At 71.7% G+C, this 26,543-nt stretch carries 25 protein-coding genes, 1 tRNA gene and 1 pseudogene; 15 read left to right on the top strand and 12 right to left on the bottom strand.

Annotated features, from left to right (window positions below):
- Positions 1-24 precede the first annotated feature (24 nt).
- Both R4Z63_RS27230 and R4Z63_RS27225 read left to right on the top strand, forming a co-directional pair.
- Complete coding sequence (locus R4Z63_RS27230) at positions 25-582, top strand: toxin-antitoxin system, toxin component (protein ID WP_172671252.1); 558 nt, start codon at positions 25-27, stop codon at positions 580-582.
- Complete coding sequence (locus R4Z63_RS27225; RefSeq protein ID WP_384455159.1) at positions 579-1,748, top strand: MAB_1171c family putative transporter; 1,170 nt, start codon at positions 579-581, stop codon at positions 1,746-1,748. The genes R4Z63_RS27230 and R4Z63_RS27225 overlap by 4 nt, the downstream gene beginning before the upstream one ends.
- Before the next feature lie 70 nt (positions 1,749-1,818).
- Here R4Z63_RS27225 and R4Z63_RS27220 read toward each other — a convergent pair whose 3' ends face one another.
- The 3 genes from R4Z63_RS27220 to metG form a co-directional block, all read right to left on the bottom strand.
- On the bottom strand, positions 1,819-2,595 hold the full coding sequence (locus R4Z63_RS27220; RefSeq protein WP_037915918.1) for a bestrophin-like domain: 777 nt from the start codon (positions 2,593-2,595) through the stop codon (positions 1,819-1,821).
- 52 nt (positions 2,596-2,647) lie between these two features.
- On the bottom strand, positions 2,648-3,202 hold the full coding sequence (locus R4Z63_RS27215; RefSeq protein ID WP_384580891.1) for a hypothetical protein: 555 nt from the start codon (positions 3,200-3,202) through the stop codon (positions 2,648-2,650).
- A 258-nt stretch (positions 3,203-3,460) separates the two neighbouring features.
- Complete coding sequence (metG, locus tag R4Z63_RS27210) at positions 3,461-5,176, bottom strand: methionine--tRNA ligase (protein ID WP_037915916.1); 1,716 nt, start codon at positions 5,174-5,176, stop codon at positions 3,461-3,463.
- A 386-nt stretch (positions 5,177-5,562) separates the two neighbouring features.
- Here metG and R4Z63_RS27205 point away from each other — a divergent pair, with 386 nt between their 5' ends.
- A complete protein-coding gene (locus R4Z63_RS27205) occupies positions 5,563-6,192 on the top strand; it encodes a sigma factor-like helix-turn-helix DNA-binding protein (protein ID WP_384446751.1) in 630 nt (209 codons plus the stop codon).
- 806 nt (positions 6,193-6,998) lie between these two features.
- Positions 6,999-7,697: pseudogene (locus R4Z63_RS27200) on the top strand (IclR family transcriptional regulator domain-containing protein); the annotation flags it as partial.
- A 591-nt stretch (positions 7,698-8,288) separates the two neighbouring features.
- Here the strand turns inward: R4Z63_RS27200 and R4Z63_RS27195 are convergent.
- Both R4Z63_RS27195 and R4Z63_RS27190 read right to left on the bottom strand, forming a co-directional pair.
- Positions 8,289-8,648, bottom strand: coding sequence for a hypothetical protein (locus R4Z63_RS27195; protein ID WP_384446754.1), 360 nt, complete (start codon positions 8,646-8,648; stop codon positions 8,289-8,291).
- Positions 8,649-8,662: 14 nt separating this feature from the next.
- Positions 8,663-9,967: a helix-turn-helix transcriptional regulator gene (locus R4Z63_RS27190; RefSeq protein ID WP_491522639.1), complete on the bottom strand. Its 1,305-nt coding sequence runs from the start codon at positions 9,965-9,967 to the stop codon at positions 8,663-8,665.
- Between the two features lie 575 nt (positions 9,968-10,542).
- Between R4Z63_RS27190 and R4Z63_RS27185 the strand changes: the two genes are divergently transcribed.
- The 4 genes from R4Z63_RS27185 to R4Z63_RS27170 all read left to right on the top strand — a co-directional run bounded on the left by R4Z63_RS27185 (position 10,543) and on the right by R4Z63_RS27170 (position 13,622).
- Positions 10,543-10,680, top strand: coding sequence for a hypothetical protein (locus tag R4Z63_RS27185; RefSeq protein ID WP_169435287.1), 138 nt, complete (start codon positions 10,543-10,545; stop codon positions 10,678-10,680).
- Between the two features lie 14 nt (positions 10,681-10,694).
- Entirely contained in the window at positions 10,695-11,885 is a 1,191-nt protein-coding gene (locus tag R4Z63_RS27180; protein WP_384446758.1) for a cupin domain-containing protein, read from the top strand.
- Positions 11,882-12,787, top strand: a complete 906-nt coding sequence (locus tag R4Z63_RS27175) for an aldo/keto reductase (RefSeq protein WP_384446760.1) — start codon at positions 11,882-11,884, stop codon at positions 12,785-12,787. Before R4Z63_RS27180 ends, R4Z63_RS27175 begins: the two co-directional genes overlap by 4 nt.
- A gap of 184 nt (positions 12,788-12,971) precedes the next feature.
- A complete protein-coding gene (locus R4Z63_RS27170; RefSeq protein ID WP_384446762.1) occupies positions 12,972-13,622 on the top strand; it encodes a hypothetical protein in 651 nt (216 codons plus the stop codon).
- 68 nt (positions 13,623-13,690) lie between these two features.
- On the opposite strand, the gene R4Z63_RS27165 is transcribed toward R4Z63_RS27170, so the two are convergent.
- Entirely contained in the window at positions 13,691-14,053 is a 363-nt protein-coding gene (locus R4Z63_RS27165; protein ID WP_384827094.1) for a recombinase family protein, read from the bottom strand.
- A 220-nt stretch (positions 14,054-14,273) separates the two neighbouring features.
- Between R4Z63_RS27165 and R4Z63_RS27160 the strand changes: the two genes are divergently transcribed.
- The gene (locus R4Z63_RS27160; RefSeq protein ID WP_384446766.1) at positions 14,274-14,756 is read left to right on the top strand and encodes a site-specific integrase; all 483 of its coding nucleotides are present in this window, start codon (positions 14,274-14,276) and stop codon (positions 14,754-14,756) included.
- An 88-nt stretch (positions 14,757-14,844) separates the two neighbouring features.
- On the opposite strand, the gene R4Z63_RS27155 is transcribed toward R4Z63_RS27160, so the two are convergent.
- Both R4Z63_RS27155 and R4Z63_RS27150 read right to left on the bottom strand, forming a co-directional pair.
- Positions 14,845-14,932, bottom strand: a tRNA-Leu gene (locus R4Z63_RS27155).
- Positions 14,933-15,371: 439 nt separating this feature from the next.
- Positions 15,372-16,313, bottom strand: coding sequence for a beta-ketoacyl-ACP synthase III (locus tag R4Z63_RS27150; protein ID WP_384446768.1), 942 nt, complete (start codon positions 16,311-16,313; stop codon positions 15,372-15,374).
- 206 nt (positions 16,314-16,519) lie between these two features.
- Here R4Z63_RS27150 and fdhD point away from each other — a divergent pair, with 206 nt between their 5' ends.
- A complete protein-coding gene (gene fdhD / locus R4Z63_RS27145) occupies positions 16,520-17,347 on the top strand; it encodes a formate dehydrogenase accessory sulfurtransferase FdhD (protein ID WP_037915895.1) in 828 nt (275 codons plus the stop codon).
- 96 nt (positions 17,348-17,443) lie between these two features.
- On the opposite strand, the gene R4Z63_RS27140 is transcribed toward fdhD, so the two are convergent.
- Both R4Z63_RS27140 and R4Z63_RS27135 read right to left on the bottom strand, forming a co-directional pair.
- Entirely contained in the window at positions 17,444-17,872 is a 429-nt protein-coding gene (locus R4Z63_RS27140) for a hypothetical protein (protein ID WP_106967524.1), read from the bottom strand.
- A gap of 33 nt (positions 17,873-17,905) precedes the next feature.
- Positions 17,906-18,922 (bottom strand): bile acid:sodium symporter family protein, encoded by a 1,017-nt coding sequence (locus R4Z63_RS27135; RefSeq protein ID WP_384446771.1) that lies wholly within the window; start codon positions 18,920-18,922, stop codon positions 17,906-17,908.
- A 157-nt stretch (positions 18,923-19,079) separates the two neighbouring features.
- On the opposite strand from R4Z63_RS27135, the gene R4Z63_RS27130 reads away from it, so the two are divergent.
- The 4 genes from R4Z63_RS27130 to R4Z63_RS27115 all read left to right on the top strand — a co-directional run bounded on the left by R4Z63_RS27130 (position 19,080) and on the right by R4Z63_RS27115 (position 23,452).
- Positions 19,080-19,931, top strand: a complete 852-nt coding sequence (locus tag R4Z63_RS27130) for a LysR substrate-binding domain-containing protein (RefSeq protein WP_037915890.1) — start codon at positions 19,080-19,082, stop codon at positions 19,929-19,931.
- 210 nt (positions 19,932-20,141) lie between these two features.
- Positions 20,142-21,965, top strand: coding sequence for an AMP-dependent synthetase/ligase (locus R4Z63_RS27125; RefSeq protein ID WP_384446773.1), 1,824 nt, complete (start codon positions 20,142-20,144; stop codon positions 21,963-21,965).
- 202 nt (positions 21,966-22,167) lie between these two features.
- Positions 22,168-23,016, top strand: coding sequence for an aldo/keto reductase (locus R4Z63_RS27120; RefSeq protein WP_037915887.1), 849 nt, complete (start codon positions 22,168-22,170; stop codon positions 23,014-23,016).
- Between the two features lie 10 nt (positions 23,017-23,026).
- Complete coding sequence (locus R4Z63_RS27115) at positions 23,027-23,452, top strand: RICIN domain-containing protein (protein WP_384446776.1); 426 nt, start codon at positions 23,027-23,029, stop codon at positions 23,450-23,452.
- A gap of 20 nt (positions 23,453-23,472) precedes the next feature.
- Here the strand turns inward: R4Z63_RS27115 and R4Z63_RS27110 are convergent, their stop codons facing one another.
- Together R4Z63_RS27110 and R4Z63_RS27105 are read right to left on the bottom strand one after the other, a co-directional pair.
- Positions 23,473-24,207, bottom strand: coding sequence for a methyltransferase domain-containing protein (locus R4Z63_RS27110; protein WP_384446884.1), 735 nt, complete (start codon positions 24,205-24,207; stop codon positions 23,473-23,475).
- Between the two features lie 29 nt (positions 24,208-24,236).
- Complete coding sequence (locus tag R4Z63_RS27105; RefSeq protein ID WP_037915884.1) at positions 24,237-24,542, bottom strand: 4a-hydroxytetrahydrobiopterin dehydratase; 306 nt, start codon at positions 24,540-24,542, stop codon at positions 24,237-24,239.
- 175 nt (positions 24,543-24,717) lie between these two features.
- On the opposite strand from R4Z63_RS27105, the gene R4Z63_RS27100 reads away from it, so the two are divergent.
- A complete protein-coding gene (locus R4Z63_RS27100; RefSeq protein WP_384446778.1) occupies positions 24,718-26,502 on the top strand; it encodes a hydroxysqualene dehydroxylase in 1,785 nt (594 codons plus the stop codon).
- Positions 26,503-26,543: the final 41 nt, after the last annotated feature.

The raw sequence follows: 26,543 nt of genomic DNA, 5'->3' as shown, positions 1-26,543 counted from the left end.
GGATCCGCGCCGACGGGGAGAACGGTGAGCATAGGCAGAGAGCAGCGGCGGTTGTGCGGGGAGCTGGTGGCCGGCATCCGGCTGACCGCCCCCGTGGAGCCCGTGGACCTCTACGCTGCCCTCTGTGAGGGCATGAGCAGACACCGCGGCCGCCGGGTCGACTTCCGGATGGCTTCGTTCCCGCCCAGGACGGCCAGCGGTCTATGGCTCGACATGGCGGACCGCGATCTCGTGGTCATCGAGGAACGCACCGCCCCCGACCACCAACTGGTCATCCTGGGACACGAGCTGTGGCACATGAAGGCCGGCCACTGCAGCCACCATGTCGACGGAGCCGCCGTCGCCGCCCGGCTGTTGTCCGACGAGGCCGACATCGGCGAGACGGTCCGCAGGGTCGCCGCGCGTACGCGCGCCGACGTCCAGGAGGAGACCGAGGCCGAGACCTTCGGTTTACTGCTGGGCAGCCGCTGCAGGAACTGGCTCGTCGGGTCGGCGGGCCACCGGACTCCCGCCAAGCGCGACGACCTGGCGGGCCGGATCGAGGCCTCTCTGGGATACCGGGGACTGAGGAACGACCGTTGACCGGTGAGGACTACTACATACCGGCAGCAGCGATGGCGATCTCACTCGCCTTCAAGCTGCCGGCCCTGCGGCACAACTGGCGCGACCCGCTCCTGCGCTCGGTCGTCGCCCTACTGGCCCTGGCCGGGGCCGTGTTCGCCTTCGCCGCTCCGCCCACCATCGCGGCGGTCAACCGCTGGACCGGGGTGGCCAACTTCTCCGCCCCGCTGGTCTACTGCCTGATCACCGCCTTCAGCGCCTCCTGCCTGGTGCTGATGGTCAACTGGCGGGGCGGGCCTCCCGACCGGACCAGGGCCGTCTCGCGCCGCTGGATCCTCGGCTACAGCATCGTGATCGTGGCCCTGATCGTGTTGTTCTCCCTCGGCGAGACCCCCGCGGAGCGCCTGCGGGACTTCGACACCTACTACGCGAACACGCCCTACGTCGGCCACATGATCGCCCTCTACCTGCTGGCGCACCACGTGGCGGCGGTGGTGATGGTGGTCCTGTGCTGGCGCTGGTCGCTGCAGGTCCGCGGCTGGCTGCGAGTCGGACTGATGATCATCGTCGTCGGCTACATCTTCAACCTCGGCTACGACGCCACGAAGATGACGGCCGTGGTCGCCCGCTGGCTCGGCAACGACCTGGACGGCCTGAGCACCTACGTGGCCCCGCCGCTCGCCTCGCTGGGCGCGCTGATCAGCGCGATGGGCTTCGTGGTCCCGCTGGTCTGCCAGCGACTCTCGGACCACTGGCAGACCTGGGCCACCTACCGGCGACTCGGCGCACTGTGGCAGGAGGTGCAGATCTCCGCCCCCGCCGGAACGCCCTCCGTGCAGATGGCCTGGTGGTCCGCGGCGGAACTGCGCGTGATCCAAAGGGAGTCCGACATCCACGACGGGTTCCTGCACCTCGGCCCCTACTTCGACAAGGGGCTGCGCGACGACGCCTATGGCAGCGCCCTCGCCGGGGGAGCCGACGAGGAGACCGCCCGGGCCGTCGGCGACGCCGCCATGGTCGCGGCCGCGGTACGGGCCCGCGCCGCGGACCCCGAGGGGCAGATCCTCGGCGAGGACGAGGAGACCCTGCCCGACGCTTCCGACGGACCCCGCGACCTGCTGCGAATCTCCGACGCCCTGCGGCGCTCGCCGGTCGTGCAGGCGGTCCGGCGGCAGGTGGCCGTCTGACCGCTGCCGGGCCTCTGACCGCTACCGACCGGTCGGGCGGTGGTGCGGCCACCCTCGGCCACCGCCCCGCTCAGCGGGCCGCGGCCACCGCCGTCCTCGGGAACAGCTCCTGGAACGGCCCCGCCGAGTCGATCCCCTCCCGTCCGTACGGCGCGTCGAAGCTCCACACCATGAACAGCAGAAACACGATCAGCGCACTGAACAGGCCCGCCAGCAGCAGCTCGCGCCCGGAACGCCGGATCTGCAGAGTGAAGATCAGGCCGACGGTGACCACGCCGCCGACCAGCAGCCCGAACCACACCACACCCGGCAGCGTCGACTCGGAGTTCTGCGTCCGCGAGTGGCGGGCCTCGTCGGCGGCCGCGATGTGGTCCAGCAGCGGCTGGTAGGCCTGGGCCTGCAACTCGGTGGCCGGACTCTGGTGGGTGACGGAGGTACGGAGCTTGCCGAGCAGCTCGCCGCCCTCGGCGGACGCGCTCTCGCCCGCGGTCAGCAGCGGCCAGTCCACGGCGACGGTGTGGGCGACGTACGCGTCCACCTCCCCCCGGATCCGGTCGCGGACCGCGGCCGGGTAGACATCGGTGCGCTGGGTGACCTCGTACAGCGCCTGCGCCTCCCGGCGCACGCTGTCCTCGGCGGCGCCGCGCGCCTCCCATACGCCGGCGATGGCCAGGCCGAGCACGATCGCGTACACCACGCCCACCATCATCGTCATGTACTCGATGACGTCGGGGGTTTCGCTGGTGTCCTCGTCGGCGGCGGCCCGGCGGTGCCGGATCGCCGTGAAGGCGAGGACGAGGGCGCAGACGAGCACCATGGCGATGGCCAGGACCAGCCATTCGGACACGTGGATTCTCCCGGTGTGGATCGGTGGACGGATCGGGGGGCGGGCTGCGGAGTCAGCCGCGGCCCTTGGAGCGCGGGCGCAGGGCGGCGGCCGCGAGCACGGCGGGGGTCGTCACCACGACCATCAACGTCACGGTGGACATCCCGCCCGGAGTGCGACGCTCCAGGGCGACCGCACGGTACGGACGCACGTGGAAGGCACTCACCCGCGCGGCGGCAGCCCGGGGCCGCGGCGGAGCCGGCGCCCCGGCCGGGACCGGCCCGCGCTCCTCCGGGACACGGGGTGCGGGCGGCGGCGCAGCAGGCGGCCCGGCGGCCTCCACGGCGGCCGGCGGATCCGCGGGCACGGGCGGCGGCGCCGTCGACCGCTCCGGCTCGGGGAGCCGCCCGGGGTGGCGCACCGTCGGCCCGCCGAGGCCGGGCACGGCGACCCGCACCCCAGGCCCGGCGGACGGCGGGGCGACGGGGCGCCCGGGCCGACCGCCGGGCACGCACAGGTCGACGCGCGCCCCGCGGCCGTGGCCGTCGCCCGCGACCGCCACGTGGCCGTGGAGCGGACAGAGCGCCGCCACCAGACCCGCACCGGCGAAGTACTGCCAAGCGGTCACCGCGCGTCCTCCCTGTTCCGCAGCAGACATGAGGGTTACGTCTGAAGAAACGATCACGTCCCTGCTTCGACACGCGGCGGACCGGTGGAGATCGAAGCCGCCGGCACCGGACGTCCGCGGGCCGGGTAGCGGTCCCCTGCCCCGTCGGAAACCGGGCGCCGGGCCCGGTTACGGAAGGACGCCCGGGTACGCCGGAGGGGCGCGACCCTGTGGTCGCGCCCCTCCGTTCGGTTCGGACGGCTTCCGGCCGCCCCTGCGTCAGCCCGCCTCAGTGCCGCCGAATCGCTCGCGGTAGGACTCCAGGTCCTCCTCGGTGATCCGGGCGAAGAGCACCGGCGGCACGGTGAACGGGGTGCCCGCCGGGACCGCGTCCAGGGCCTTGGCCTGCTCCGGGGTCACCCACGTCGCGGTGTCGTCCGCGAGCGCGAACGCCGAGCGCATGGCGCGCGCCGAGGCCGGGATGAACGGCTCGGAGACCACCGAGTACAGGTGGATGAGGTTCATCGCGGTGCGCAGGGTGAGCGCCGCGGCGTCGAGGTCGGTCTTGACCTCCAGCCAAGGGGCCTTCTCGTCGAGGTAGGCGTTGCCGGCGGACCACAGGGCGCGCAGCGCGGCGGCGGCCTTGCGGTACTGGAGGGTCTCCATGTGGCCCTCGTACTCGGCCAGGAGCTCGGCGATCTGCTCGCCCAGCTTCGCCTCGGCCTCGCCCGCGGGGCTGCCGGCCGGGACCTCGTCGCCGAACTTCTTGCGGGAGAAGGTCAGCACGCGGTTGACGAAGTTGCCGAGGGTGCCGCCGAGGTCCTTGTTGACCGTGGCCGCGAAGTGCTCCCAGGTGAAGGACGAGTCGTCCGACTCGGGCGCGTTGGCGATCAGGAAGTAGCGCCAGAAGTCGGCCGGGAGGATCTCCAGCGCCTGGTCGGTGAAGACGCCGCGCTTCTGCGAGGTGGAGAACTTGCCGCCGTAGTACGTCAGCCAGTTGAAGGCCTTGACGTAGTCGACCTTCTTCCAGGGCTCGCGGGTGCCCAGCTCCGTGGCGGGGAACATGACCGTGTGGAACGGGACGTTGTCCTTCGCCATGAACTGGGTGTAGCGGACGTCGTCGGCCTCGTACCACCAGGCCCTGTAGTCGCGGTTGGCCGGGTCGGCGTCGGCCCACTCCTTGGTGGAGGCGATGTACTCGATCGGGGCGTCGAACCAGACGTAGAAGACCTTGCCCTCGGCCGCCAGGTCGGGCCAGGTGTCGGCCGGTACCGGGACTCCCCAGTCGAGGTCACGGGTGATGGCCCGGTCGTGCAGGCCCTCGGTCAGCCACTTGCGGGCGATCGAGGAGGCCAGCTGCGGCCACTCCTCTTCGTGCTCGGCGACCCAGGCCTCGACCTCGTGCTGGAGCTTGGACTGCAGGAGGAAGAGGTGCTTGGTCTCGCGGACCTCCAGCTCGGTGGATCCGGAGATGGCCGAGCGCGGCTCGATCAGGTCCGTCGGGTCCAGCACCCGGGTGCAGTTCTCGCACTGGTCGCCGCGTGCCTTGTCGTAGCCACAGTGCGGGCAGGTGCCCTCGACGTAGCGGTCCGGCAGGAAGCGGCCGTCGGCGGGCGAGTAGACCTGCCGGATCGCGCGCTCCTCGATGAAGCCGTTCTCCTGGAGCTTGCGCGCGAAGTGCTGGGTGATCTCGGCGTTCTGCGGCGAGGAGCTGCGGCCGAAGTAGTCGAAGGACAGCTCGAAGCCGTCGTAGACCGCCTTCTGGGCGTCGTGGGCCTGGGCGCAGAACTCGGCGACCGGGAGGCCGTTCTCCTTGGCGGCGAGCTCGGCGGGGGTGCCGTGCTCGTCGGTGGCGCAGATGTAGAGGACGTCGTGGCCGCGCTGGCGGAGGTACCGGGAGTACACATCCGCGGGAAGCATCGACCCGACCATGTTGCCCAGGTGCTTGATCCCGTTGATGTAGGGAAGCGCGCTGGTGATCAGGTGTCGAGCCATCCTCGGATGCTCCATTTCCTCTGTGCGGTGCGACGTGGCGTCACGGACTGTGAGTGCGGTCATCGTATCGAACCGCCGAAACGCCACGCGCCGCGTTTTCCGGGTGGACGCAAAGCAAAAGCGAGGACTGTGACCTCTCCGTCACGGCCCTCGCGATCGGGCCCATGGTACAGCGGGACGGTGGCGCGCCTGACCGGAGGACCGATCGGTGATACGGCGGCACCGGCAGGCGGCATATGCATTCGTGCTGGCTGGAGCCTCGTGCGATCGACAACGATCACGGTTCGATCATCTGCGACGCATTGCTTCCCAGGTTTCTTCTCCGCGCCCCCCGAGTGCGCCCGTGCTGCTTTCCTGTTCTGCGCACCAGGGGATGAGGTGAAGCGGTGAGCGATGGCGGACCGGAGGAGCCCGGTGGGGCGGTGGGACTGCCGAGCCGGCGTCGGCGGCCGACGCCCATGAGCCAGTGGGACCCGACGGCCCGCCTGTCGTACTGGGCCTTCCACGCCAACCGGCGCCCCGCGTACATGCGCTTCGCGTACCTTCAGCTGGGCTCGGACGAGGCGGCCGAGGCGGCGGTGGACGCCACCTTCGACTCGATCATGGGCGACTGGCTCCGGATGCTCCACATGGACCGCCTGGACGCCTACGCGTGGACCGTCCTCAAGCACTGCCTGGTCGACCGCCAGCACCTGCCCCGCCCCCGGCAGCAGGAGCCGGAGCCGATGGACATCAGCGCCTTCGAGGCGGCTCTGAAGGAGGCGCACGCCGACCAGTACGAGGTGCTGACCGACACCATCCGCTTCTACTCCGCCGTCTCCCGGCTCGCCGAGCGCCAGCGCGACGCCGTACTCCTGCGCTACGGCCTCCAGTGCACCCCCGGTGAGGCGGCCTCCGTGATGGGCGTCGACGAGGCCACGGTCCGCTCCCACCTCGGCCAGGCCCACCGCCGCCTCGCCCGGCTGCTCGACGTCTCCGCCGACCCGGCGGAACCGACCGAATCGGCCGAGCCATGAGGCGCCGGGACCGGCCGGACGGCGACCCGGCGCCCCGCTCGCTGGCCGAGTTCCTCGCCCGGGCGGGCGTCCGCGACCGCTATCGCCACTACGACCTCGGCGCGGCCGAGGCCCGGCTGCTGCGCGCCACACCCCACCCGGCCGTCCCGCACCGTGCCCGGCGCCGGTCGGCCCACGGCTGGAGCGACCCGGTCCGGGACCGCCCGCTCGACGCCGAGCGGGCCCGGCGCGACCTCAAGGCGATCTGCCTGGACTCCGTGTGCGCCCCGGACGCCGGCGCGCACCTGGACTCCTTCGGCGGCACACGCACCGACCTGGCCGGCGCCTTCGTCTTCGGCTGCCTGCTGTACCTCGCCGGAATGCGCGAAGGCGCCCGTTTCTGGTGGCAGTTCGCCGCGGCCTCCGGCAGCGCGCGGGCCGCCGCGGCCGCCTACTGCCTCTTCCTCGACCATTCCCGGCGCGGGGAGCACCACGACGCCCGGCACTGGGCGCGCGAGCTGGGCCGCCGCGGCTTCCGACCGGGCGGCCGGCGGGACCTGCGCGAGATCCGGCTGTGCGCGCAGGCCGCCGTCCTGCGCTACGTCTACCAGTTGGAGGACCCCGACCTCGGGCCGGTGCCACTGCCGAGGGCCGGGCTGTCGGGGGTGCTGAGTGCGTTCCTCCCGCCGCCCGTCACGGTCGCCGCACCGGTGGCGGCGGCCCGGCCGGCCGCCGGGCCGCTGCGCCACCCCGCGCTGACGGCTGCGGCCCGCAGGACCGTCGTCCAGGGCGGCACCACCGAGGCACTCGCGGAGGCCCGGCGCGCGCTGGCCGTCGTACGCGTCCTGGAGCGCCGTCCGCTCGGGGTGCAGTTCGGCCAACTGGCACGGGAGTCGGGCCTCGCGGAGGCGGAACTGCGCCCGGTCCTGGCGATGCTGTGCGAGGAGGAGTACGCGGACCGGCCGGGGGTGGGGGTGTACGGGCGCGGCCCGGCCCTGGACCGGCTCGCCGCCCCCGACGGCCACGGCCTGGCCGGGCAGCTCCAGCGCACCCTGGCCCTGGCCCGGGACAGCGCGGGCGCCGCGGTGTACCTCAGCCGGTACGCGGCGGGCGAGGTGCACATCACGCAGATGGCGGCCGGACCGGCGACGCCGCCGGTACGCGAGTGGGTCGACTTCCGGGACGCCGCGCACGCCAGCGCGGTCGGCAAGTGCCTGCTGACGCAACTCGACCACGACCGCCGCGCCGACCACGTGGCCCGGCACCGGCCCGCCCGGCTCACTCCGCAGACCATCACCGACAGCCGGGCGCTGTTCACGGCGCTCGACGCGGTGGCTCCGGGCGCGCCGGTCTTCGACCTGCTTGAGTACGCGCCGGGGGTCGTCTGCTCGGCCGTACCCATCGCCACGGGGGGAGCCGCGGGAAGCCTCGCGCTGTCGCTGCCCGCGGCGCACGCCCACCGGCTGCGCCCGGCCACCGAAGCGCTGCGGCGCAAGGCCGTACCGGTCCTCCTCGCCCTGCTCCTGACCGGTGCGATCCCCCCGGACGCCGCGGCCTCCCCCGACGTCGAACCGGGCCCCGCGGCCGGCCGACGCGACACGCGGCCGATGCGGGCGCCCGTCACCCCGGAGACCCTGCGCCACCTGCGGCTGCTCTTTCGTACCCCGCTCGCCGAGGCCGCGGCGGCGGCGCGGGGCCCGCACCTGGTCAGTGACACCACGGCGGCGGCCGCCTACCTCTTCGAGGCCGCCCCGGACGGCTCCGCCCCGTGCCTGTCCCTCCCCCACACCTTCACGTCGGTGACCCCGGGCAGCCTGATCCGCCCGACGGGCCTGGTGGTTCTGGGTACATGAGCCGGCACCTCACCCGGCCGGCCGCACCGCCGCCCGGAAACGCAAAAAACCCCAGGTGAACTGGGGTTCCTGCTGGTGTCCGAGGGGGGACTTGAACTCTCCACTCGGGCACCAGCCCCCAACCCATCTGACCTGGGGAAACGCCCGTCGGCAGGCTTGATTCCGGCGGGCGTTTCTCCTTGTCTTTCCTGCTGAATCAGTCCTTCTCGGGCCCCTGTTGGTCATGCGTTGGTCACGTGACCAACCCTCCGGCTCTGGGTCTGATCAGGACTTTTCGATGACCTCGAAGATGTCGGCGTCCGTCTCCTGCTGCCATGCCGGGAGGTCGGGCCAATCGGCGACGTACCCCGGCTTGGGGTCCTCGAAGTGCTTGAACATCTGCGCTGTCCAGCACGTCGCGACGAACCGGCCCTTCTGCTCCCGGGACAGCTTGGCCGTGTGGCCGTCACTGAGCTCGATGAACTGGCGGACCTGCTCGTAGACGGCGCCTGCGGCGTCGCGCTCCCACTGCGGCGTGTCCTCCCAGGGGGTGACGTACCCGGCCTTGGGCTCCCCCGGGAAGTGACGGCGAACCCCATCGATCCAGGCTTCCCGGAACACTCGTGCGCCTTCGACCTGCGACATGCCAACCCCTCTCGTCACGGCGTGCTCAGCGTGGCGATCTCCGCCCCCAACTCCGCTACGCGGTGGTCCTTGCTCAGGGGGCCGAACTCATCGCACAGGGCTTGGAGTCTACGGGCGACGTATCCGGACGATGATGCTTGGGCCAACTGGACGGCCTCCCGTCCGTACGCGACGACTTGTTCGGGGTCTCGCCGCTTGGCGCCGATGGCGGCGAGATCGGTCAGTACCGAGCCTCTGCGTCGGTAGGACTGGCCGGACGCAAGCTCGGTCTGTTGAAGCGCACCCTTCAGGGTCTCCTCCGCCAGATCGAGGCGTCCAAGCTGGACGTAGCGTGCGCCCCGTTCCTCGGCCAGGCGGCTGCCATCGAAGCGCAGCCATCCACCGTTGACGCTGTCCTCGGTCAGCTCCGTGACCTTCTCCGCCTGGTCGAGCGCACGCTCGCACCCGTTCAGGTCTCCCATGCCGGCGCGTGCCTCGGCCTGAACTGCGGCGACCCAGCACCGCGTGGCGAGGGTGCTGTCTCCCCGTCCGGCCAGCCTCTCGGCCAGTGACAGGAGCTGCGTGGCCTGGCGGTATCGTTGATCCGACATGTCCACGTAGGCGTGCCGTACGAGGGCGCAAGCCCACAGGTCGAAGGCTCCGGCGTCCTTGCTGACGGAGGCGGCCAGGGCGTAGGACGCTGCGGCGTCCGTGTACCGGTTGGCGTCGAAGGCGACCTCCCCGGCCAACTGGAAGAGGTCAGCCGCTGCGTGCAGGAGCGGGCGGGAGTTACCCCGGTTGCCTGCTGCCAGAGCTTCGTTCAGCGTCGCGAGCTGGTCACGGACGACGGGGTAGACAGAACCCTTGGAACGGGCCAGTTGGTACACCTGCCACAGGTGGCTGTTCATCCGCAGGAAGCCGGATGGTGCGCCCCGGCGCACCCCCTCCGTGAGAGCCTCGGCCTCATCCAGCGGCAAGGCGGTGAGGGCTCCGCTGACTGTGAGGATGCGGAGGAATTCGCGGCGGATCATGTCGTCGGGGTCTCCCGCGCCTGGGTGGTCACTGGACTGGTGCCCTGTGGCTTCCTGGCTGGCGGCTGTTGGCTGCGTCAGGAGGGCGTCAAGCTCGATGAGGGTGACTTCGAGGGCGTTGGCCAAGCCCCGTCGCTGAGGTGGCTGGGGGTCGATCCTGCCGCTCTCCCAGCGTCCGACCGTTGTTCGGTCTACCCCGAGTAACTGAGCCAATTTCTCCTGACTGTAGCCCAGGGCTTTACGTCGTTCCGCCAGTCCCATGACGGTTCCTTCCCCTGATCTGAGCCCCGCTGCTCGCCGTGCACGGATCTGCGTCAAGCCTGCCGCACGGATGCCGTGGAGCGCTTGGACTCCCTCCGGTTTCCTTGGGGTTGTCGCAAACGGGCACGGTGGTGAACCTGCGGAAGGGCGCGGACATGGCAGCACAGAACGAGACGTCAGACGGTTACCAAGGGTCCGGACGGACTCCGGATCTTGGCGTCGAGCCTCGCGTTCTCATGACGCTTCGGGTATCGCGTGACTCCGGCCGCACCTGGGAACAGGGCACCAGCGTGAAGGCGGGCGACCCGTTCGTCATCCTCTCCGACCCCGGCCGGTATCCGCCATGCCTCTGCGGTCGGTGCACGGATAACAGCTCGCCGTCCGCCAGTTCGCTGCGTCAGGCCACGATCGAGCCGAGCACGACGTGATGTCGGGCTTAGGCAACTGGGTTCTGCGCCGGTTCGGCCGGTACGCAGGGGTGCTCTACCTGGCCGTGATCTTCGGCGGTGTGGCGGTGTTCTTCGCCGGAGCCCTTGCGACGCGGTAGCCGCCTCGAAGGCTGCTGCCTCCCGTTCCTCCCGCCGGACTCCCGGCGGGTGTTTCCGAGTGGAGAGGTAAGACCGATGGTGGAAGAGAACACCGGATCGGTGGCGCCCGAGGGGGGTGGCCTGCTCGTCGCGAAGCGGAAGATCGTCGCCGCGCGCACCCGCGCCGAGCAGGAGTCGGACGTCAGCAGTGGCCGTTCCGACGGCAACGACTGACGGGAGCGCCCACGGTGCTTGATGCAGCCTCGTGGGCGGGGCGTCTGGGCGGGGACGCGTTCCTCGCCCAGACGTACCACCGCTCCTACGCCCACTTCCCCGGTACCGCCGACATGGCGAGTGACCTGTTCTCCTGGGACGACCTGAATCGGATCATTGCTTCGCAGCGACTGGAGCCGCCCCGGCTGCGCCTGTCGGCCGACGGCGAGATGGTCCCGCTCCACCGCTACGCGATCCCGACCACGAACCGCCGCGCGGTCACCTGGTCCCGCATCCAGCCGGACGAGCTGCACACCCAGCTCAGAGAGGGTGCGTCGCTGGTCCTCGACGCGGTGGAGAAGATCCACCCTGCTGTGGGGGTGACGGCTGAGGGGCTGGAACGCTTCCTCGGGACTTCCGTGCAGGCCAACGTGTACGCCTCGTGGACTGAGCGGGAGGGCTTCGGCCGGCACTGGGACGACCACGATGTGGTGGTGGTCCAGTTGCACGGCTCGAAGCGGTGGCGCCTGTACGGGTCCACCCGTGAGGCCCCTACCTTCCGGGACGTGGAGTCCCCGGAGGAGCCGGAGGGCGACCCGGTGGCGGACATCGTTCTGTCCCCCGGTGACGTGCTCTACCTGCCGCGTGGCTGGTGGCACGCGGTCACCGCTGACCAGGGGACGGAGTCCCTTCACCTCACGTTCGGCATGGTCCCGCACACGGGGGCAGACCTCATGCTCTGGGTGGTCGACCAACTCCGGGCGTCCCTCGCTCTGCGCAGGGACATCCCGCGGTTTGCCTCTCTGCCTGAGCAGTCGGAGTTCATCGACGCCGTACGTCGTGAGATGCTGAACACGATGGCGGACCCCCGCTTGATCGAGCGGTGGGCGGAGTCCACCGACACGACCGACCTGGGCCACGCGATCCCCTCCCTCCCGTACGTGGACGGGCTCCCCGCGCGGGCAGAGATCACGGTCAAGTTGACCGCCCCGAGGAGCCGCCTGGCGGCGAACCCCACCCATGGCACGGTGACGTTCTCGGCGGCCGGTACCGCCTGGGACTTCGCCGAGTCCGCCGCGCCGGTTCTCGGCACGCTGCTGACCGGTCAGCCGACCACGCTCGGAGCCCTGGCGGACTCCGCCGGGCTGGAGGTTAAGGACGTGGCCGAACTGGCCTGGGCTCTGATCGAGGGCCAGGCGCTCGCAGTCGTGGGGACGGGGTTGTGACCGCCGTCCTCTCCCTGGGGACGTACCGCGTGCGTGCCGTCGGTCTGGCGGCGCGCACCGCCCTGGCGGCCGGTAGCCCGTGGGTGGACACCGCACCCAGCTACGCCCACGGTCGGGCACACGAGGAGCTGCGCCCGGTTCTCGGGGAGTACCCGACTGTGCGGGTAGCCACGAAGGCAGGGTTCTTTACGGCGGAACAGGGCCGTGCCGCTCTGGCCGAAGGCGTGCTCACTCAGGAGGAGGCAGCCAGCAGGCACAGTCTGGAGCGGGCCTTCATCCGCTGGCAGACGGAGCGCTCGTTGGCCGCGCTCGGCCGCGCGGACCTGGTCTTCGTGCACAACCCGGAGCGCCACGGGCACGGCCTCGACCGTGCCGCTCTGCACTGGCGTGTACGGGAAGCCTTCACGGCGCTGGAAGAGTTCGCCCAAGCGGGCAGGATCGGCGGGTACGGCGTCGCCACCTGGTCGGGCCTGGTAAGCGGGGCGTTCACCGTTCCCGAGCTGCACGCGCTTGCCCGGCAGGCGGCGGGTTCCGCCGAGCCCCACTTCACGGGGTTGCAGATGCCCGTCAGCCTGATCATGGACGACCTGATCAGACAGGCACTGGACGGCGGCGGATCGCTGATGCAGGCGAAGGACGCGGGGTTGATCACGTTCGGCTCTGCACCCCTGCACGGCGGCGAACTCTTGGATGCCATGACACCCGAGCTGGTGAACTTCATCCGCCCCGGTCTGTCGGCCGCAGCCGCTGCCCTGCTGGCTGCTGGCTCGTGCCCCGGTCTCGATGTCGTCCTTACGTCCGCGAGCACCCGTGAACACTGGGACGATGCGGCGAAGGCTCTGGCTGCGCCCCTGACGGCTGAGGAACTGAGGAGGGTGACCGATGAACTCGCCGCCGAGTGAGGACGTACAGACCCTGATGGAGGCTGCCCACGACAGGGCGGCGAAGGCTCTGGGTCTGACGTGTACCGGTTCGCTGGCCTGGGGGTTCCAAGGTGTGACCCTCGGTCGGCAGGCGGGGGAGCACTGGCTCCGGGTAGGCCGGACGGCCAGGAGAAACGCGGGCAGGAAGCAGGGAGAGGGCATCGTGGGGGCTTCCCTGCTGGTGCCTGATGCGGTCCCGCGCCCGCGCCTGTACGACGTCCACGACTGGACTGACGGGGAGTGGGCCTTCGAGGCCGAAGTCCTCGACTACGTGACGCACCCCGTCGTGTCCCCGGAGCGGGCCGACCTGGACCGCGACCCCGGCTTGCCTGCCGAGTGGTGGGCCGACCTGTGCCGAGCCCTGACCCTGCTCGCTGGGGCGGAGGGAGTGAAGGTCACTGTCCGGGACGGGTGGATCGAACGCGCCTTCCCCCAGTTCCTCGGCATCCCCGCCCCGACCAAGGTGGAGCGGGTGACCGGTCATGGTGACCTGCACTGGGGCAACCTCACGACCACGCCTCTGACCCTGCTGGACTGGGAGCGGTGGGGCCTGGTGCCCTACGGCTACGACGCGGGTCTTCTTCACACGAACAGCCTGCTCGTTCCCGATGTGGCGGACCGCATCCGGCTGGAGTTCGCTTCGGTTCTGGACACCCCAGCCGGCCGAGTCGGGGAGCTTGCGGCCCTGGCGGAGATGCTGCAAGCCGTAGCCCGTGGCTGGTATCCGGACCTGGCTCCGCGCCTACTCGCTCGGGCGGAGTCACTCACGGGCGTTCGGCCGCCAGTCCCGCTCCGCTCCGAGGTCAGCGGCTGACAGGTCCGCGCATGACAGCGGCCCCCGACGTGATGCCGGGGGCCTGTCCGCGTCCGTGTGCGCCTGTCTCAGGCGCTCTCTCCGAGGTGCCGGTACAACGTGGCACGACCGATTCCCAGGGCCTTGGCGATGGCTGTGACGCTGTCTCCCTTGGCGTGCCGGGCACGGGCTACGGCGAGCTTGTCGTCATCCACAACGGACGGACGACCACCGACGTTGCCCTTACGGGCCGCAGCCTCCAACCCCTCCAACGTCTTCTCTCGGATGCCCTCTCGCTCCACCTCGGCACTGACGGCGAGCACCGCGAACACGATGGCACCTGCCCCGTTCGGGTTGTACTCCGCAATGCCTCTGTGCAGCCCTCTACCTGCTCCAGCGTTTCCCGCCTCAGCCGTGGCTTCTTGCGGGCGCCGTAGTGATGCTCGAACCACTGGAGCCGAGCGGGATCCTGTATCTCGGCCGAGATCGCACCACGGTTTCACGGCCTGTCAGCGCCTGATGCTGATGGGACCCAGGGAGAGCACGGTGTCCGCGAGTGCGTCAGTCAGCGCCCGTGAGCGTGCGCCGGGCGGCACGGAGGCTTGTTCCACGTCGACAAGAGGGAAGCGCACACACTGCACCGGCTTCTCGTCGCCATCTACCAGCACGGTCGTGGTCGAAGAGGGCAACACCTACCGGCTTCGGAAGCTGACCAAGGACGGAGACGACAACGCGATCATCTACGTGGACCAAGCCCTGATGAACGTCCTGAAGTGGCAGAAGGAACGCCAGGACGCGGAGCGGGAACGGCTCGGGGATCTCTGGTTGGACCATGACCTCGTGTTCGCCCGTGACGGCTTCAAGCTGTACCGGGGCGAGGCAGGCGGACCGCAGGACCCCGAGAAGGTGTCGGCCCGCTGGCGGACGGCACGCAACCGTCTGCATCTGCCGGAGAACTTCCGGCTGCACGACTGGCGGGCATCGAAGATCACAAACGATCTGGACGCCCACGAGAACCCGGTAGATGTCTCAGCCAATGCCCGGCACCACTCGCCGGGCTACACCATGGCGCGGTACGGCATGCGTCGCGCCGAGGGGGCGAAGAAGCTGGCCGCTTCGAGCGCCAGCCGTATCGGCCTGTCATCCCTGGTCTGACCAGGAAGTTCGCTCGGCTGTTGGTCACGTGGTTGGTCACGCCACAGTCGGAGAAACAGAAAAACCCCAGGTGAACTGGGGTTCCTGCTGGTGTCCGAGGGGGGACTTGAACCCCCACGCCCGATAAAGGGCACTAGCACCTCAAGCTAGCGCGTCTGCCATTCCGCCACCCGGACCGGTGGTCGGCCCCGGTTTCCCGCGGCGACAGGGACAACAATAGCAAAGGATCGGCGGGACTCCGACCACTTATCGGGGCGGCCGCGGTCCGCCACGCCGGGCTGACCTGCGGGCATGCCCGGGAGGGGCGTGCGGGACGGAGCGTCTCGCGGCGGTCGCCGGACGGACCGTCCGGCGCATGCTGCCGATGCCGCCCATGGGATCGCTCCGCCCCGGTGCGCGGGATTCGTGCCGTCGCGCTCGTCCTCGACCGCCTGCCTGGCGTCCTCGACGCCGGCCGCGGCGCCGCTCGCCGCGGCCGGCGTCGGGGTGGGTTCGCCGTTCCTGCCCCCCGGTGTCGCGGGCGGCGCCTTCCCGGCGCTCACGAACCCGCCGGGAACCCCGGCTTGCGTGCGGCGACGGGGCTCGGAGCGGCCCGCGGGGCGGCCGCCGAGGGCTTCACGGGCAGCTGATGACCTGGCCGGCGTAGGAGAGGTTGCCGCCGAACCCGAAGAGGAGCACCGGGGCACCGGAGGGGATCTCGCCGCGCTGGACCAGCTTCGACAGGGCCATGGGGATGCTGGCCGCCGAGGTATTGCCGGATTCGACGACGTCGCGGGCGACGACGGCGTTGACCGCTCCGATCTTGGCGGCGAGCGGCTCGATGATGCGCAGGTTCGCCTGGTGGAGGACGACCGCTGCCAGTTCCTCGGGGGCCACTCCGGCCTTCTCGCACACCTTGCGGGCGAGCGGCGGGAGCTGGCTGGTGGTCCAGCGGTAGACGGACTGGCCCTCCTGGGCGAAGACCGGCGGCGAGCCCTCGATGCGGACCGCGTTGCCCATCTCGGGGACGGAACCCCACAGCACCGGGCTGATGCCCGGCTGCTCGCAGGCCTCGACGACGGCCGCGCCCGCTCCGTCACCGGTGAGAACGCAGGTGGTGCGGTCGGCCCAGTCGGTGATCTCGGTCATCTTGTCGGCGCCGATGACCAGGGCGCGGGTGGCGGAACCGGCCCGCACGGCATGGTCCGCGGTGGCCAGGGCGTGGGTGAAGCCCGAGCAGACGACGTTGATGTCCATGACGGCGGGGCTCGCACCCATGCCCAGCTTGGCAGCGACGCGTGCGGCCGTGTTGGGCGAGCGGTCGATCGCCGTGGAGGTGGCGACCAGCACGAGGTCGATGTCGTCCGGGGTCAGGCCCGCTCCCGCGAGCGCCTTGCCGGCCGCGTGGTAGGCGAGCTCGTCGACCGGCTCGTCCGGGCCCGCGACGTGGCGCGTGCGGATGCCGACGCGGGAGCGGATCCACTCGTCGGTGGTGTCGACCATGGCCGCGAGGTCCTCGTTGGTGAGCACCTTCGCGGGCTGGTAGTGCCCTAGCGCCACCACGCGTGAACCGGTCATGGGCGGGGTCCCCCCTCGTAGGCAAGTCAGGATCACCCAGCTTTGCCTGCTACTGATGGGTACGTGTGCGTGTGACCCGACAGGATTCCGGCCCCTGATTTTGGAGCTTCCCGAGGAGCTCCCTGCCCGGGACCAGGTCGGATCCGGAACCGCGAGAATGAGTACGTCGGGCATCGGCGAGGAACAGAAGGGGCGGGCTGATCACCATGGGACGGGTCACCGAACGCCGTCGCGTCGTACGGATCCGGAACGGCAGTTCGGGTGTCCGCCCGGACACGCTGGTGGCAGAGGAGCCACTGGAGATACGACTCAACGGCAGGCCGCTGGCCATCACGATGCGCACCCCGGGGGACGACTTCGCGCTGGCGGTGGGTTTCCTGGTGAGCGAGGGGGTGCTCGGCGCGGCCTCCGACGTCCAGGCTGTCACCTACTGCGAGGGGGCGGCGCAGGACGGGTCGAACACCTACAACGTGGTCAACGTGCAACTGGCCGCAGGTGTCCCGGTGCCGGACATCACGCTGGAGCGGAACGTCTACACCACCTCGTCGTGCGGACTGTGCGGGAAGGCCAGCCTGGACGCGGTGCGGACGGCGAGCCGTTTTCCGGCGGTCGCCGCCGATCCGGTACGGGTGCCCGCAGAGGTCCTCACCGGGCTCCCGGACCGGCTCCGCGCAGCCCAGAAGGTCTTCGACCGTACCGGCGGCCTGCACGCGGCGGGGCTGTTCACGGCGCAGGGCGAACTGCTCGACCTGCGCGAGGACGTGGGGCGGCACAACGCGGTGGACAAGATCGTCGGCCGGGCGCTCCAGGCGGGACGGCTCCCGCTGGCGGGGGCGGTCCTGCTGGTGTCGGGCCGGGCCTCCTTCGAGCTCGCGCAGAAGGCCGTGATGGCGGGGATCCCGGTACTGGCCGCGGTTTCCGCGCCGTCCTCGCTGGCGGTGGACCTGGCGCTGGAGTCGGGCACGACCCTGGTCGGCTTCCTGCGGGGCCCGGACATGAACATCTACGCGGGCGAGGAGCGGATCACCCTGTAGCCGCGCGCCGCGACGGCCTCCCTGCCGCCGCGTCCGTCGCCCCGGGCGGGGCCCCGCGGTCGTCCGCTCCGGGTCCGGATCGCTCTCGCGGCGCCGTCAGCGCGTCCGGCGGGCGCGACGGGCGGAGGCGGCGGGTTTCGGGGCCGGCGGGTCGATGCGGTGGAGGTCGAGGGTGGCCGGGAGCGGGGTGGAGCCGGGGCCTCCGGATTCGGCCCAGGCGATGATCTCGTCGGTGGCGGTGTCGTCGAGGGCCCAGCCGAACCACACCGCGCGGGCGCCGCGGCGGCGGGCTTCGGTGGTGGGCTGGACCACGATGACGTTGGCCTGGGCGCACGGTCCGAGGCAGTCGCTCGTACGGACGGCCAGGCGGCCCTCGGAGGCCGCCGCGGCCTCGCGCAGCCGGGCGAGCTGGCCGGCGTGGTCGGAGCCGGGATTCTTGCTGGGGTCGCCGCAGCAGCAACCGCGGCAGACCACCAGGGTGCAGGGGCGTTCGGCATGTGCGCCGAGCGGGCGTATCCAGGTCACCACCGCACGTTACCGGGCCGGGGATCTTGCCGGTCAAGCCGCGCGCGAGACCTCCGCCACATGGTCGGCGGGGAGCGCGGGCCGCGGATCCTGGGCGCGGCGCCGGGCGAGGACCGCGCAGACCATCAACTGCATCTGGTGGAAGAGCATCAGCGGGAGCACGGCGAGGCCGGCCTGAGCCCCGAACAGCACGCTGGCCATGGGCAGTCCGGCGGCCAGGCTCTTCTTCGACCCGGCGAACTGGACGGCGATGCGGTCCTCGCGGCCGAAGCCGAGACGTGCCGCGCCGTACCAGGTGGCCAGCAGCATGACCGTGAGCAGTACAGCCTCCAGGAGCATCAGCACGCCCAGGCGCAGGGGGCTCACCTGCTGCCAGACGCCGGCCGCCACGCCCGCGCTGAAGGCGGCGTAGACGACGAGCAGGATCGAACCGCGGTCGGCGTATCCCAGCGCCTTCCTGTGGCGGGTGAGGAAGCCGCCGACCCAGCGGCGCAGGGCCTGTCCCAGCAGGAAGGGCAGCAGGAGCTGAAGGGTGATCTTGAGGAGGGAGTCGGGAGAGAAGCCGCCCGTGCGACCGCCGAGCAGGGCGGCGGCGAGCAGCGGGGTCAGCACGATGCCGGCCAGGCTGGAGAAGGAGCCGGCGCAGATCGCGGCGGGGACGTTGCCGCGGGCGATCGAGGTGAAGGCGATGGAGGACTGGACGGTCGAGGGGACCAGGCAGAGGAAGAGCAGGCCGCTCTGGAGGGCCGGCGGCAGCAGGCCCGGGGTGAGCGCGCGCAGGGCCAGGCCGAGGACGGGGAACAGCAGGAAGGTGCAGGCCAGCACCGTGAGATGGAGCCGCCAGTGCCGCAGCCCCTCAAGTGCCTCACGGGTGGAGAGCCGGGCGCCGTAGAGGAAGAAGAGGAGGGCGACGGCGGCGGTGGCGGCGGCGTCGGCAGCCGTGGCGGCCGCGCCGCGGGCGGGGAGCAGGGCGGCGAGGCCGACGGTGGCGAGCAGGGCCAGGACGTACGGGTCCAGGGGGATCCGGGCGGGGAGGTGCGGGCGGCGCATGCGCGGGTGCTCACTTGCTGTCGGGGCGGGCGGGACCGGGGTGCTCCGCGTCCCTTCACGGTGCCCCTTCATGGTCGGGCCCCGCCGGTGATCAGGAAACCCGTACACCGTTCTCACTGTCATCACGGATCGCGATGAGCCGGCATACGCTGGGGGAATGTACGACCCGATCCAGCTGCGGACGTTCCTCACGGTGGCCCAAACGCTGAGCTTCACCCAGGCCGCGGGGCGGCTCGGCGTACGGCAGTCCACGGTCAGCCAGCACGTGCGGCGGCTGGAGGAGGCGACCGGGCGGCCGTTGTTCCTTCGCGACACGCACAGCGTCGTGCTGACGGAGGACGGGGAGGCGATGCTCGGGTTCGCCCGGACGATCCTGGAGGCGCACGAGCGGGCGGCGGCCTTCTTCACGGGAACGCGACTGCGGGGGCGCCTGCGGTTCGGGGCCTCGGAGGACTTCGTGCTGTCGCGGCTTCCGGAGATCCTGGAGCGGTTCCGGCACGAGCACCCCGAGGTGGACCTGGAGCTGTCGGTGGAGCTGTCGGGCACGTTGCACGAACGGCTGGACGCGGGGCGCCTGGACCTGGTGCTCGCGAAGCGGCGGGGCCCGGGGGACGAGCGGGGCCGCCTGGTCTGGCGGGACCGGATGGTGTGGATCGGTGCGAAGGGGCTGCGGGTGGATCCCGAGCGGCCGGTTCCGCTGATCGTGTTCCCGCCGCCGGGCATCACCCGGGCGCGCGCCCTGGAGGTACTCGAACGGGACGGCCGGGCGTGGCGGATCGCGTGTACGAGCGGCAGCCTGAGCGGTCTGGTCGCGGCGGCCCGGGCCGGGCTGGGCGTGATGGCACACACGCGGGGACTGATCCCGCCGGGTCTGGTGCGGGTCGGCGGGCTGCCCGAGCTCGGGCCGGTGGAGTTCGCGCTGCTGCGCGGGCCGCGCGCGTCACCCGCGGCCGAGGCGCTGGCTGCGGCGGTCCTCGCGGGCGCGGACCGGCTCACCCGCACCGGTTGACCCGCACCGACTCACCCGCACCGACTGACCCGCGCCGGCGGGCCGCAGCGGCGGGCGGGCGCGCACCGATCCGCCCGCGCGCTGCGATCCGCACGTCAGCGGCGTGAACAGCGTGATCGCTGGGGAGGTCTTGTGGAGGTATCCGAACGCCGATCAACCCCCCTTGACGCTGAGGTACGTTCACCGCGGCGCGCGGAGAGGAGCGGGGCCTTGCGCGAGATCACCGTCCCACCGATCGTCACGAGCACGCCCGTCGGCGGGCTGGCCGACATCGTCTTCCAGCACGCCCGGGAGGAGCCCGACCGGGTGGTCATGGGCCGGAAGACCGAGGGAATCTGGCGGGACGTGACCTCCGGCGAGCTGGCCGCCGAGGTGCTGGCGCTCGCCAGGGGGCTGCTGGCCCAGGGGGTGCGTTTCGGGGACCGGGTGGCGCTCATGTCCCGGACCCGCTACGAGTTCACGCTCTTCGACTTCGCCCTGTGGGCGATCGGTGCCCAGCCCGTCCCCGTCTACCCGACGTCCTCCACCGAGCAGGTGCGCTGGATCCTCCACGACACCGACTGCACGGCCTGTGTGGTGGAGAACGAGGACCAGGCCATGACGGTGGGGTCGGTCATCGACCGGCTCCCCCACCTCAGGCGGCTGTGGCAGCTGGATGCCGGGGCGGTGGACGCGCTCGTCGCCGACGGCCGCTCGGTCGCCGAGGACGTCGTGCACCGCCACCGCGGCGCGGTGACGCCCGACGCGACGGCCACCGTGATCTACACCTCGGGAACCACCGGCCGCCCCAAGGGATGTGTGCTCACGCACGCGAACTTCGCGTACGAGACCGACACCCTGGTGGCCCGTTGGGAGTCGGTGTTCCGGGGCAGGCAGGGCGAACCGCCGTCGACCCTGCTCTTCCTGCCGCTGGCCCATGTCTTCGGGCGGATGGTGGAGGTGGCGGCCGTCCGGGCGCGGGTCAAGCTCGGGCACCAGCCGGTGCTGGCGGCGGCCGAGCTGATGCCGGACCTCGCGGCGTTCCGGCCGACGTTCGTGCTCGGCGTCCCGTACGTCTTCGAGAAGGTCTTCGCGGCAGCCCGCCGCACGGCGGAGGCGGAGGGGCGCACGGGGCCCTTCGACCGGGCCGTGGAGACGGCCGTACGGTACGCGGAAGCGCGCGAACGGAAAGCATTCGGCACCGGGCCGGGCCCCTCGGCCGCGCTGCGCATGGAGCACCGGCTCTTCGAAAAGCTCGTCTACGCGAAGGTCCGCGAGGGGATGGGCGGACGGGTGCGGTACGCGATGTCGGGCGGGTCGGCGATGTCGCGCCGCCTCGGGCTGTTCTTCGACGGCGCCGGGATCAGGGTGTTCGAGGGGTACGGGCTGACCGAGTCCTGCGCGGCCGCCACGGCGAACCCACCGGAGGCGACGAAGTACGGGACGGTCGGCCGGCCGATCCCGGGCAGCACGGTGTACATCGCGGACGACGGGGAGGTCTGGCTGCACGGCGGGCATGTCTTCTCCGGCTACCTGGGCGACCCGCGTGCGACGGATGAGGTGCTGCGGGGCGGCTGGCTGGCGACCGGGGACCTGGGACGGCTGGACGAGGACGGCTACCTGACCATCACCGGCCGCAAGAAGGACATCCTGGTGACGTCCAACGGCAAGAGCGTCGCTCCGGCGGCACTGGAGGAACGGGTCCGCTCGCATCCGCTGGTGGCGCAGTGCGTGCTGGTCGGCAACGACCGGCCGTACATCGCGGCGCTGCTCACCTTGGACATGGAGGGGATAGCGCACTGGCTGTCGATGCGCGGCAGACCGCAGATGCCGGCCGCGGACCTGGTGAGCGACCCTGAGCTGGCGGCGGAGGTGCGCCGGGCGGTGGTGGCCGCCAACACCCTGGTCTCGCAGGCGGAGGCGATCCGCACCTTCAGGGTTCTCGCCGAGCAGTTCACCGAGGAGCGGGGGCTGTTGACCCCTTCGCTCAAGCTCAAGCGGCGGGCGATCGAGAAGGCGTACGAGAAGGAGGTCGACGCGCTCTACCGAACGTGAACCGCAGGCCCCGAGCGGAGCGCGGCCGTGGTGCGGCGGCCGGGGTACGGACGGACCCGCTGGTACGGGAGGGGTACATCGGGGCGCCCTGAGCGACATGGCCCTGGTGGCGGGAATACGTCGTACGAGGGGCCGGTTGTCGCCCCTCGTACGACGCTGTACCACCGCGCACCAACGCGCCGACGCGAGGGAACGACCCGACGTGAACCAGGTCCCGGCCATCAAGCTCAACAACGGCACCTCCATGCCCCAGCTCGGCTTCGGTGTCTGGCAGGTGCCGGACGCGGAGGCGGAGCGCGCCGTGGGGACCGCACTGGAGGCCGGCTACCGCAGCATCGACACGGCCGCCGTCTACGGCAACGAGCAGGGCACGGGCCGGGCCGTCGCCGCTTCCGGGCTGCCTCGCGCGGAACTGTTCGTCACCACGAAGCTGTGGAACGGCCCGAAGCAGACGTGGGACCGCGACGCGGTGCTGCGCGCCTTCGACGACTCCCTCGCCAGGCTGGGCCTCGACCACGTCGACCTGTACCTGATCCACTGGCCGCGCCCGATGCGCGACGACTTCGTCGCCATCTGGAAGGCCTTCGAGGAGATCGCCGCGAGCGGCCGGGCCGCTGCGGTCGGCGTGTCGAACTTCCGCCCGCAGGACCTGGACCGGATCGCCGCCGAGAGCGACCTGGTGCCGGCCGTCAACCAGGTCGAGCTGCACCCGCTGCACCCGCAGGCAGCACTGCGCGCCGAGCACGCGGCGCGCGGGATCGTCACCGAGGCCTGGTCCCCACTCGGCCAGGGCAAGGAGCTCCTCGCGCTGCCGGCCGTCACCGCGATCGCCGAGGCGCACGGCCGCAGCGCCGCGCAGGTGGTGCTGCGCTGGCACCTTCAGCACGGGAACGTCGTGATCCCGAAGTCCGTGACCCCCGCCCGCATCCGGGAGAACCTGGACGTCTTCGGCTTCGAGCTGGACGCGGCCGAGATGGCCGCGCTGGACGCCCTGGGGGCGGGCGCGGCGGGCCGCCGGATCGGCCCGGACCCGGCCGAATTCGACGTGTGAGGGCGCCCTGGTGAACCTTCCCGAGGGGACCTATCGGATCCGCAACGCGGACAGCGGACTGGTGCTCCAACTGGAGGGCGCCTCACGGGTGCGGGTCGGCCCGGACGGGCCGCCCGCTCCGGCGGCCGCCCGCCGGTGGCTGATCGCGCCCGTGCACAGCGGCGGCGGGATCTTCCACGTGGTGAGCGCGGACAACGAACGGCGCCTGGACGTGGCGAACGCGTCGACGGAGAGCGGCGCCCGCGTGCAGGTGTGGCGGGCCAATGCCTTCGGCGCGCAGGAGTGGATCGTCGAGGAGCACCTGGACGCCCCCGGGGTGGTGTCCTTGATCGCCTGCATCAGCGGCCTGCCGCTGGAGGCGGACGCCGAGGGCCGGGTCCGGCAGGGCGAGGACACCGACTCCCCCTCACAGTGGTGGCGGCTGGAGCCGGCGTGAGCGACGGCCCGGCCGGGCCGTCAGATCCGTACGAAGCTCCGCAGGCGGTACGTCGGCTCCGGGCGCGGGGTGTCCTGGTCGGGCAGCAGCTCCAGCCGGGCCGCCAGCTCCGCGGCGGTGATGCCGCGCGGCACGATGCGTGACGCGTACCGCCCCGCGAGCAGGGCCTGCGCGGAGCCGCGCGGGGTGCGGCCCTGGCCGTGGCCGGTGAAGCGGGCCTCACCGCCGGGGCGCAGCCCCGCACGGGCCGCGTGGGCCTCGACCTCGCCGGAGGCGTCCGAGGGGGTCGGGGTCAGGTGTGCGGCGAACACGGCGTCGATGTCGCTGCCGACGTCGTGGGCGGAGTCCTTGTCCACGGTGGCGACGAGGACCCCACCGGGCCGCAGCACCCTGGCCGCCTCGGCGATCACCGCGGGCACCAGCCCGGGTTCCCGCAGCAGGTGCAGCAGCCACACGGCGCTCACCGCGTCCAGCGCGCCCGAGCGCACGGGAAGCCGGACGGCGTCGGCGAGGGCCACGGGGACACCGCGGCGCAGCGCGGCGGCGGCCATGCCGCGGGAGGCGTCAGCGCCCAGGACGCGCAGTCCGGGGCGCGTGAGGCGGGTGGTGACGATGCCCGTGCCACAGCCGAGGTCGAGGAGGGTGCCCGCGTCGGCCGGGAGCAGACTGAGGACGGCCGCCGCGGCAGCCGCCGCTCGGGGGGTGCCGCCGCGGGAGGCGTCGTAGAACTCGGCCTCGGCGTCGTAGTCGAGCAGGGGTTTCGCAGCTGGTGTGCGCGTGGTCATCAGCTCGCGCCGTGGGCCGGGGCGAGGGACTCGACGCGCTCGGCGAGGGCGAAGTCGGTCTCGGTCACCACGCCTCCGGCGTCGTGGCTGTTCACGGAGAGCCGCACGGTGTTGTATCCGAGCGTCAGGTCGGAGTGGTGGTTCAACTCCTCCTGCACGGAGGCGATGTGGGCGACCAAGGCGCTCGCCGCGAAGTGCGTGCCCAGTCGGTAGGTTCGGATGATCCGGTCGTTCTCGAAGGCCCAGCCGGGGAGTTCCCTCAGCCGGTCCTCGATCTCCTTCTGCGACAGCGGTTCACTCGGCATGCACCCGGCTCCTTTTTCCATGACGTGTAGTCAAGGTTCCCACAGTGCACCCCGGATCGAACCTTTCGCGCCATAGTGCGCTCGGGTACTTCTGCGCCTTCCACCCCTGGCGTGCGCCGCCTAAGATCCTGCGCCGGACGCGAATGTTACCGGCGGTAACGAAGGGGCGTGCGACATGGTCGGCACCGGGAGTTCCAGGCGCAGGTTCATCGCGGGCGCGGCCGGCGCGGCCCTGTCGGCCCAGGCCGTGCCGGCCGCGGCGGCTCCGGTGGCCGCCCCGGCGGCGGCGCCCTTGCCGGGCGGCCGGCAGGTGGCCGTCCTCGGCGGCGGGGTGGCGGGCCTGACCGCGGCGCACGAACTCGCCGAGCGCGGTTACGCCGTCACCGTCTACGAGCGCCGGGCGCTCGGCGGCAAGGCCCGCAGCATGGACGTGCCGGGCAGCGCCCGCGGGGGACGCAGGCCGCTGCCCGCGGAACACGGCTTCCGCTTCATCCCGGGCATCTACCACAACCTGCCCGACACCATGCGCCGCATCCCCTTCCCCGGCAACGCGAACGGCGTCTGGGACAACCTGGTGGCCCCGCCGGAGATGATGTTCGCCCGCTCCGGGGGGCGCGAGGACCTACGCGGCCCCATCCCCTGGCCGGGCCACTCCCCCGCCGCCCTCACGCCGCAGGAGGTGCGGCGTGCCCTCTCCGGCCTCCTGCAGACCGCGGTCCGGCTGCCGCCGCACGAGACGGCGTACTTCGTCGACCGGGTGCTGGTCTTCCTCACCAGCTGCGACGAGCGGCGCACCGAGGTCTGGGAGAACACCCCGTGGTGGGAGTTCACCCGGGCGGCACGGATGTCGTACGAGTACCAGCGCATCCTGGCGGTGGGCGTCACCCGCAACATCGTGGCGACCAAGGCGGAGGATGCCTCCACCCGCACCGTCGGCACTCTCGGCGAGGCGTTCGTCTTCAACCTGCTGGGCCGCGGGGCGGACGGCCCGCCCGACCGGATCCTCAACCTGCCGACGAACGAGGCGTGGATCGACCCGTGGGAGGCCCATCTGCGCTCCCTCGGCGTGGAGTTCAGGATCGGATGGACGGTGCGGGAAGTGAGGTGCGACAACGGCCGGGTGAGCGGGGTCGCGGTCGAGGGCCCGGACGGCGTGCGGCGTGTCGTGACCGCCGACCACTACGTGAGCGCACTGCCCGTCGAGCACGCGCGGCGCACCTGGAGCACGGCGTTGCGGGCCGCCGATCCGATGCTGGGGCGCTGCGACAAGCTCCGGACCGATTGGATGACCGGCATCCAGTTCTACCTCACGGAGCGGGCGCCGCTGGTACACGGCCACCTCAACTGCATCGATTCCCCGTGGTCGCTGACGGCGATCCAGCAGGCGGAGCACTGGCCGTCGCGGGACTTCCCCGCCGACTACGGCGACGGGACGGCGGTCGACTGCCTGTCGGTGGACATCTCGGAGTGGGACAAGCCGGGGATCCTGTACGGGAAGACGGCCAAGCAGTGCACCCGCGAGGAGGTGGCCCGCGAGGTGTGGGCACAGCTGAAGGCCTCCCTGGGCGACACCGGCAGGAGCCCGCTGTCCGACGCGAAGCTGCACTCGTGGTTCCTGGATCCCGGCGTGGACGGGCTCGGCACCCCGAACCCCACCAACGAGGACGAACTGCTGATCCACCCGGTCGGCACCCTCGGCAACCGGCCGAGCGCGGGTACCCGGGTACCGAACTTCTTCCTCAGTGGGGACTACGTCGCGGTCGACATCGACCTCGCGACGATGGAGGGCGCCAATGCCTCCGCCCGCGCGGCCGTCAACAGCCTGCTGGACCGGGACGGTTCGACCGCGCGGCGGTGCACCGTCCGGCCGCTGTACCGGGCGCCGGAGTTGGAGTCCGCCAAACGGCACGACCTGTGGCGCCACCGCCTCGGCCTGCGCAACGTCTTCGATGTCGGCTGATCGCGCCGGGGCCCACGGCCCTGCGGGCTCGGCTACCGTCG

It is taken from the genome of Streptomyces sp. PL-29 (genome assembly GCF_058344425.1).
Note: the sequence above shows the minus strand (reverse complement) of the source record. Positions and strands in the feature narration are given on the sequence as shown.

What these genes read in the sequence shown, in the direction of transcription:
- R4Z63_RS27195 (WP_384446754.1), bottom strand. Translation starts at nt 8,648, where the DNA reads ATGTCGCAGGTCGAAGGCGCACGAGTGTTCCGGGAAGCCTGGATCGAT.
- R4Z63_RS27105 (WP_037915884.1), bottom strand. Translation starts at nt 24,542, where the DNA reads ATGCCGAGTGAACCGCTGTCGCAGAAGGAGATCGAGGACCGGCTGAGG.
- R4Z63_RS27150 (WP_384446768.1), bottom strand. Translation starts at nt 16,313, where the DNA reads ATGACCGGTTCACGCGTGGTGGCGCTAGGGCACTACCAGCCCGCGAAG.
- R4Z63_RS27135 (WP_384446771.1), bottom strand. Translation starts at nt 18,922, where the DNA reads ATGCGCCGCCCGCACCTCCCCGCCCGGATCCCCCTGGACCCGTACGTC.
- R4Z63_RS27185 (WP_169435287.1), top strand. Translation starts at nt 10,543, where the DNA reads ATGGTGGAAGAGAACACCGGATCGGTGGCGCCCGAGGGGGGTGGCCTG.
- R4Z63_RS27130 (WP_037915890.1), top strand. Translation starts at nt 19,080, where the DNA reads ATGTACGACCCGATCCAGCTGCGGACGTTCCTCACGGTGGCCCAAACG.
- metG (WP_037915916.1), bottom strand. Translation starts at nt 5,176, where the DNA reads ATGGCTCGACACCTGATCACCAGCGCGCTTCCCTACATCAACGGGATC.
- R4Z63_RS27100 (WP_384446778.1), top strand. Translation starts at nt 24,718, where the DNA reads ATGGTCGGCACCGGGAGTTCCAGGCGCAGGTTCATCGCGGGCGCGGCC.
- fdhD (WP_037915895.1), top strand. Translation starts at nt 16,520, where the DNA reads ATGGGACGGGTCACCGAACGCCGTCGCGTCGTACGGATCCGGAACGGC.